The organism is Pseudomonas sp. NFACC42-2, from assembly GCF_900116055.1.
In the GTDB taxonomy this organism is placed as follows: domain Bacteria; phylum Pseudomonadota; class Gammaproteobacteria; order Pseudomonadales; family Pseudomonadaceae; genus Aquipseudomonas; species Aquipseudomonas marginalis.
In genome coordinates, this window is record NZ_FOZO01000045.1 from 1 (window position 1) to 1,437 (window position 1,437).

Here is a 1,437-nt window from a genome sequence, read left to right on the forward strand (position 1 = left end):
TAACGAAGTGGTTGATGCCATGCTTCCAAGAAAAGCTTCTAAGCTTCAGGTAACCAGGAACCGTACCCCAAACCGACACAGGTGGTTGGGTAGAGAATACCAAGGCGCTTGAGAGAACTCGGGTGAAGGAACTAGGCAAAATGGCACCGTAACTTCGGGAGAAGGTGCGCCGGTGAGGGTGAAGGACTTGCTCCGTAAGCCCATGCCGGTCGAAGATACCAGGCCGCTGCGACTGTTTATTAAAAACACAGCACTCTGCAAACACGAAAGTGGACGTATAGGGTGTGACGCCTGCCCGGTGCCGGAAGGTTAATTGATGGGGTTAGCTAACGCGAAGCTCTTGATCGAAGCCCCGGTAAACGGCGGCCGTAACTATAACGGTCCTAAGGTAGCGAAATTCCTTGTCGGGTAAGTTCCGACCTGCACGAATGGCGTAACGATGGCGGCGCTGTCTCCACCCGAGACTCAGTGAAATTGAAATCGCTGTGAAGATGCAGTGTATCCGCGGCTAGACGGAAAGACCCCGTGAACCTTTACTATAGCTTTGCACTGGACTTTGAATTTGCTTGTGTAGGATAGGTGGGAGGCTTTGAAGCGTGGACGCCAGTCTGCGTGGAGCCAACCTTGAAATACCACCCTGGCAACTTTGAGGTTCTAACTCAGGTCCGTTATCCGGATCGAGGACAGTGTATGGTGGGTAGTTTGACTGGGGCGGTCTCCTCCTAAAGAGTAACGGAGGAGTACGAAGGTGCGCTCAGACCGGTCGGAAATCGGTCGTAGAGTATAAAGGCAAAAGCGCGCTTGACTGCGAGACAGACACGTCGAGCAGGTACGAAAGTAGGTCTTAGTGATCCGGTGGTTCTGTATGGAAGGGCCATCGCTCAACGGATAAAAGGTACTCCGGGGATAACAGGCTGATACCGCCCAAGAGTTCATATCGACGGCGGTGTTTGGCACCTCGATGTCGGCTCATCACATCCTGGGGCTGAAGCCGGTCCCAAGGGTATGGCTGTTCGCCATTTAAAGTGGTACGCGAGCTGGGTTTAGAACGTCGTGAGACAGTTCGGTCCCTATCTGCCGTGGACGTTTGAGATTTGAGAGGGGCTGCTCCTAGTACGAGAGGACCGGAGTGGACGAACCTCTGGTGTTCCGGTTGTCACGCCAGTGGCATTGCCGGGTAGCTATGTTCGGAATAGATAACCGCTGAAAGCATCTAAGCGGGAAACTAGCCTCAAGATGAGATCTCACTGGGACCTTGAGTCCCCTGAAGGGCCGTCGAAGACTACGACGTTGATAGGTTGGGTGTGTAAGCGCTGTGAGGCGTTGAGCTAACCAATACTAATTGCCCGTGAGGCTTGACCATATAACACCCAAGCAATTTGCGTCGAAAGGCCAGATTGCGGTGTGTGAAGACGCAATGAACCGAAAGTTCGAGAT

Annotated in this window: 1 rRNA gene; it reads left to right on the forward strand. The window is 53.1% G+C overall.

What is annotated here, in order from left to right:
* Nucleotides 1-1,363 (forward strand): 23S ribosomal RNA (locus BM416_RS30255); the annotation flags it as partial.
* Nucleotides 1,364-1,437 lie beyond the last annotated feature (74 nt).